This is a genomic window from Rothia sp. HMSC071C12 (assembly GCF_001813895.1).
GTDB lineage: Bacteria > Actinomycetota > Actinomycetes > Actinomycetales > Micrococcaceae > Rothia > Rothia mucilaginosa.
The window spans coordinates 421109-426991 of the sequence record NZ_KV814371.1 but is presented as its reverse complement, the minus strand read 5'-3'; the positions used below and the strand labels follow the sequence as shown (position 1 = coordinate 426991).

Here is a 5883-nt window from a genome sequence, read left to right as displayed (position 1 = left end):
TAATTTTGTTGTCCAAGAAACGGGAGGCAGTTCAGAATCGGTGAGGGGCTTTCCCTATAAGACGTTACTAACGTAACTGGGGGGGGCTAGGCGTTACTTCGCCAGCTTCGCCATCCACTCCTCAATACCCTCAACGGTGCGCGGCAGCGCAGCGGAGAGGTTCACGTTGCCGTCCTCGGTGCAGAGCACGTCGTCCTCAAGGCGGATACCGATACCGCGGTACTCCTCGGGGATAGACATGTCCTCTTCCTTGAAGTACAGTGCCGGCTCAATGGTGAAGACCATGCCCGGCTCCAGCTCAGCCCACATGTACAGTTCAGCCTTCGCCTGCGCGCAGTCGTGCACGTCCAGGCCCAGGTGGTGGCTGGTGCCGTGCGGCATCCAGCGGCGGTGCTGACCGCCCTCAATGGTGAGGGAAACCTCGGCAGAAACCGGCAGCAGGCCCCACTCTTCCAGACGGTGAGCCAGAACCTCCATAGCGGCGTCGTGAAGTTCGTGGAACTTACGGCCTGGCTTAGCCACAGCGAATGCGGCGTCAGCAGCCTCCAGCACAGCGTTGTAGACCTTCGCCTGAACCTCGGTGAACTTACCGTTCACGGGGAAGGTACGGGTCACGTCTGCGGTGTACAGGGTGTCGTCCTCAACGCCTGCGTCCAGCAGCAGCAGCTTGCCGTCATCGACGGTGCCGTTGTTACGGATCCAGTGCAGGATGGTTGCGTTGTTACCGCACGCTGCGATGGTGTCGTAGCCGAGGTCGTTACCGTCGGTACGTGCCACGGAGAAGAACGCAGTCTCAACGACGCGCTCACCGCGGTGGTGCTCCTTAGCCTTCGGCAGTTCACGAATGACCTCTTCGAAGCCCTTGACGGTCATATCAACGGAACGCTGCAGGTTCTCAACCTCGATAGCGTCCTTAATCAGGCGAGCCTCGGAGAGAGCCACGGCCAGCTCGGAGTCCAGCTTGTCAGCCTGCTCCAGCTCCACGCCGGTGTTGTAACGGGAAGTGTCAACCAGCGCGTCAACAGCCGGGTCAACGTTGCGGACCAGGCGGATGTTCACGCCGCCCAGGCCCTGGTTGCCGGCGTTCTTGGTGATAGCAACCTCAAGCTCGGACAGGTCGCGGGTACGCAGACCGTAACGCTCGGAGAATTCCTTCAGGGTGGGGCGGGGGCCAACCCAGAACTCGCCGTAGCGTGCATCCGCGTAGAACTCTGCGGTGTCACGGCCAGCCAGCGGACGGAAGTACAGGGTCACCTCGTGGTTGGAACCGTTGTCACCGGTGCCCTCTTCGACGGGCTCGAAGATCAGCACGGCGTCGGGCTCGTGGTCGATGCCCAGACCGGTCTGGTGCGCAAACGCCGAGTGGGGGCGGAAGCGGTAGTCGCAGTCGTTGGAGCGGACCTTCAGCGGGCCTGCGGGCAGGACGAGGCGCTCGCCGGGGAATGCCTTGGAGATCTTGGCGCGGCGCTCAGCTGCGTAGTCTGCTACGGGCTCGCGGGTGTAGCCGTCATCTTCGGCAGGTGCCCAGTTTGCGGCAATGAATTCGGTGAACGCAGACGCCTTAGGGGTGCTGCGGTGGTCAGTCTTCTGAGCTTCGGTGCTCTTCTCGTTGTTCTCAGTCATGGGTTAATCATATCGCCTTCACCATAGGTGGGCAGGTGTTTTAGCGCTTTTGACCATAAGAGAGGGCGCGGTGGAGCAGAATATATCTTTGACCTGCGACCGGGTGCCTGATATTGCGCCGCCGATATTGGTAGGGTTGAATCAGAAGAGTAGATGACATGCCTTGAAACCCCGCTGAGGTGGCGACGAACTAGCAGGGGCGGGGAAGGAGAGAATATGACGCAGACAGAACACCGAAATAGTGCACCTAATGCGCAGCAGGCGCCGCAGCCCGCTGAATCGGGCGCGCCTGAAAACCTGAACCGTGCCGGGCGTTACGATCTGCATATTCACTCCGCTATTTCTGACGGCACGCAGAGCCTGACCGAGCTGGTGCCGCTGATTGCTCGCGCCGGATTGGCGGGGTTCGCGCTGACTGATCACGATACGACGGCCGGGTGGGTGCAGGCGGCTCAGCTGGCGGATGAGTACGGTCTGGATTTTCTGCCGGGTGCCGAGTTCTCTTGCCGTTACCGTTACACCGACGGTGCGGGCCGTGCACGCACGAAGACTATTCACCTGCTCGCTTATGGTTTTGACCCGGTGGGTTCGGAGTTGGCGCGCCGTGTGGAGGCGATTCGTGCCAGCCGTGCGGGCCGTGCGCAGGCTATTGTGCAGCGTCTTGCCGCTGACTACCCGCTGACCTGGGATGACGTGTTGGCGCAGGTGGGGGAGGGGAACGCGGCGGTGGGCCGCCCCCATATTGCTGACGCGCTGGTTGCCGCCGGTGTGGTGACTGACCGTTCTGAGGCTTTCGCGAAGCTGCTGTACACGGGCAGCCCCTACTATGTGCCGCAGGATGCGCTGGATCCGTTGGAGGCGGTGCGTCTGGTTCGTGAGGCTGGGGGTGTGCCGGTGATTGCGCATCCGATGAGTACGATGCGTGGTCCCGCCCTGAGCCTGGAGTACCTGGGTTTGATGGTGGATGCTGGCTTGGCGGGTGTGGAGGTGTATCACCGTGAGAACTCCCCGGAGGACCGGGCGCGTCTGCTGGAGTTCATTGAGTGTCAGCGTGCGGCGGGCCGTGAGGTTCTGGTGACGGGTTCGAGTGATTATCACGGCGCGGGTAAGCCGAACCTGCTGGGTGAGAACACGACGGATGCGGTGACGGTGGCGCGTATCCGCGAGCAGCTGGCGGCACAGCACTAAAACAAAAGTGTGGGGCGGGTTCCTAATCAAAGGAACCCGCCCCCCATTCTTTTGCTTTCACCTCATTGCATATTCCCTAAATCTCTACCTGAAGGTTAGGATTTTTGGTACGCTGAGAACGTTCTACTCATTGGGGCGCACAAAGATTGTGCCTCCCCTCTGTTCATGAAGGAGCTATGATGCTTCGACAATTATTCACCCGCCCCACAAAGCGGGCCATCCAGGCCGGTGGCACGGTACTGCTGGCAGGTGCCATGGTGTGCGGTAGTGTTCCGGCGTATGCCACCGGGCATTTGAAGCCTCACGAGGTGACCCCCATTGTACAGCCGGACGAACCGGCAGTGACCTGCAACGACCGCGCAGAATATGAGTACTATCGGCAAGATGGTGAATTGGGGCGTCGCGTTATCTTTAATTGGGCGCAGTGCATTGGTCTGATTTCTGAGTATCAGAAGCACCAAATGGTCAAGAAAGATAGTGTTATCTCTCGTGGCCAGTTTGTGGAGTATTTGTACCGTCTGTCGGGTTCTCCTGAGGTGAAGAATCTTCCAGCTCAGTCACCGTACGGTGATATTAAGACTGATGATCCGCGTTTTCCTGTGGTGATGTGGGCTCGTCAGCGGGGCATTACCTGGGGTTGGAGTGATGGGAATTTCCATTATGATACCCCTGCTAGTGAGTCTTCTACTGCCTTGATGGTGTATCGGTTGGCGGGCAGTCCAAAAGTAACGGTAGCTGCATATGACCCTGAGAAGTATTTCCCCCCTACTCCTTGGAAGGAAAAATGGCCGAATATGCCATATAATTCGGAGCTTCATAAGGCATACACCTGGTTACACTATGGTCTTCAGAATCCAAATAATGAAGATTCTATTGAGAACGTATCGTATCGACGGTATGGTATCGTATCGCCTAACGATGAATTTGAATGGTTGGCTTACGCTACTTATGAGCAGGCTATCGAAGTGATTCGTCTAGCAGATAAATCTTTCAAATTTAAATAAACTATGTGCGCCTCACCTAATGTTAGGTGAGGCGCACATTTTAGTAATTTTTATTCAGTGATTGGAAAATCTTTTTTATTAGAAATATCTGCTGAATCCTCAGTAGATTTATAGACATACTGATTAATTTCAATCTTGTAGGGTGGGTTCAGGGAATTTTTAATAGAAAACTTCCATTTATCGTTCAGAACCTTGGGTTTAGGTTTGTTATTGTCTTCGTAGTCCATGTGGCATTCGTCGTATGCGTTTGCTCCAATAATATTCAAACGCCTAACACTACCTTCAAGATAGAAGCCCCACAGTGAAGCGAGGATTCTTTCTAGGGGTACTTCTTGGCTTGGCCCGTAGGGGTTGTCTGAGCGTACTCCCGTGAAAGTGCAGTCGCTAGCCCACGAGCTGATATACCAGTTCGCTGCCTCGTGGTTATGTGCTTTATCTGAGACTGCGTCATGCCAGCTGGAGGATTCACCGATACAACCCACATAGTTATTCCTCGGCATTAGGGCAAACCATCCGTGACCACCGTTCTCTTGAGCCGTGCATCCTTGAAAGAGGTTACGCGTTCCGGCGACATACCATCCAGCACCGGTCTTGGCAGTATATTGATCGTCGGACTGGTCCTTTTTCCGCGTTACGTAGATAGAATTTTGTAGCACGGATCGGCGGTTGTACCAGCTGGTTGACCCAAAAAATTTGCATTGGGAGGCGTAGATTTCAATTCCGGCGTAGTTTTTCCCTGAAAGGTTGGCATCAGAAATATCTACTGTAAGGAACTTATTATCTGCGCCACCAGGATTATTGCCATCTTTGCGGCGTAACGGATGACCGACAGGTTTGCCAACCAGCAAGCCTTGGCGCAAAGACTTGCGGACACGGATTTTATCGACTTTCATACCTCGGTCATGAAGCCCCAAAATCGCAACACCCATATCTACATCCCAAATTTCTAGGTTAGAGAGGGAAGGGACAGCTTCAGGGTCATTAGGCTTACCCGTAAACTCAGTGTGTAGAATAATGCCTGCAACATGGGCTAGAGGTGCCCTAGTATGCATATTATCCGTAAGCTGCTGTACGTTGATATGCCCTTTTTGGGGGCTCGTGCGAATCCACATATCACGCACTCCGAAACGCATCGGACGGTTATCTGTCGCATTAGATGTCGGGTTTTGATAAGTTCCCGTATGAAAAACACCGAAACATTCATCAGAGGTACCCGCTGCCTTGGTAAGCGCATCTGTGGACGTCGCAATAATTCGGGTAGACATTCCATGCCCGAAAAACTCCACCTTATCGAGCAAGTGAATGAAGGGGTGCGACACCTTGTAAATACCGGCAGGTAGCTCAATTGACCCTCCGCCGAGCCAATACAGGCGCTCTGCCAGCTTGTTCAGCTGATCGGTGCAGTCCACTCCGCCCGTGGGGTCTACGCAGTAATCCAGAACATTAACATGAAGGCCGTTCTTCGCAAGATTATGGGCTGTGTACTCCCTCGCAGTATCAGTGTACGTGAGATATTGCAGACGCTTATTGAACTCGTCTAGCCGCTTCTGGGTATTTTTTACCCATTCTGGGGCGCGAGTCATGAACTCTTCAGTCTTGTTTGCTTGCTCCGCATGGGCTGGGGAGAAAGCTGAGACTCCTGCAGTGGTTGCGGCAAGAGCTCCTCCTGCCAAAAGGGCGCGCCGCGATGGCGCATGATATTCAGACATCGATGTCTCCTAGAGGTGAGTGAATTATTCGCCCTTCATCACGACGAAGTGATGTTAGTGGGCGAATACTTTCTGCACGTAGCACCGTGCTGCGCTGCAGAAGGTATCTCTAGTGTGTATCGCTTTTTCTTCTCTTTGCAAGAAAATTTATGATTTTTACATAAATTCGTTTCAAGTTTTACGTAAATATTTTAATTTTCCTCAACATATTAATGAGGTATATAAAATCTATTGCTTTAAATATTTTTAACATTGCACTGAAGCTGAAGGAGAGAATGAAACTGTGTCGGTTTGCTCTGTATCTTGGCGATAGAAAGGGGGTGTGCGGCTCAAGAGAACGGCGGCCACGGGTGGTTTGC

Annotated in this window: 4 protein-coding genes; 2 read left to right on the top strand and 2 right to left on the bottom strand. The window is 54.3% G+C overall.

What is annotated here, in order from left to right; translation table 11 throughout:
- Positions 1–93 precede the first annotated feature (93 nt).
- Entirely contained in the window at positions 94–1623 is a 1530-nt protein-coding gene (locus tag HMPREF2942_RS04925) for an aminopeptidase P family protein (protein ID WP_070688539.1), read from the bottom strand.
- Between the two features lie 216 nt (positions 1624–1839).
- Here HMPREF2942_RS04925 and HMPREF2942_RS04920 point away from each other — a divergent pair, with 216 nt between their 5' ends.
- Positions 1840–2811 (top strand): PHP domain-containing protein, encoded by a 972-nt coding sequence (locus HMPREF2942_RS04920; RefSeq protein WP_083313463.1) that lies wholly within the window; start codon positions 1840–1842, stop codon positions 2809–2811.
- 176 nt (positions 2812–2987) lie between these two features.
- Positions 2988–3815, top strand: a complete 828-nt coding sequence (locus HMPREF2942_RS04915) for an S-layer homology domain-containing protein (RefSeq protein ID WP_246824356.1) — start codon at positions 2988–2990, stop codon at positions 3813–3815.
- A 50-nt stretch (positions 3816–3865) separates the two neighbouring features.
- Here the strand turns inward: HMPREF2942_RS04915 and HMPREF2942_RS04910 are convergent, their stop codons facing one another.
- A complete protein-coding gene (locus HMPREF2942_RS04910; RefSeq protein ID WP_049327635.1) occupies positions 3866–5524 on the bottom strand; it encodes a hypothetical protein in 1659 nt (552 codons plus the stop codon).
- Positions 5525–5883: the final 359 nt, after the last annotated feature.

Excerpts from the sequence above, each read along its gene's own strand:
- HMPREF2942_RS04910 (WP_049327635.1), bottom strand. The coding sequence starts at position 5,524 with ATGTCTGAATATCATGCGCCATCGCGGCGCGCCCTTTTGGCAGGAGGA.
- HMPREF2942_RS04920 (WP_083313463.1), top strand. The coding sequence starts at position 1,840 with ATGACGCAGACAGAACACCGAAATAGTGCACCTAATGCGCAGCAGGCG.
- HMPREF2942_RS04915 (WP_246824356.1), top strand. The coding sequence starts at position 2,988 with ATGATGCTTCGACAATTATTCACCCGCCCCACAAAGCGGGCCATCCAG.
- HMPREF2942_RS04925 (WP_070688539.1), bottom strand. The coding sequence starts at position 1,623 with ATGACTGAGAACAACGAGAAGAGCACCGAAGCTCAGAAGACTGACCAC.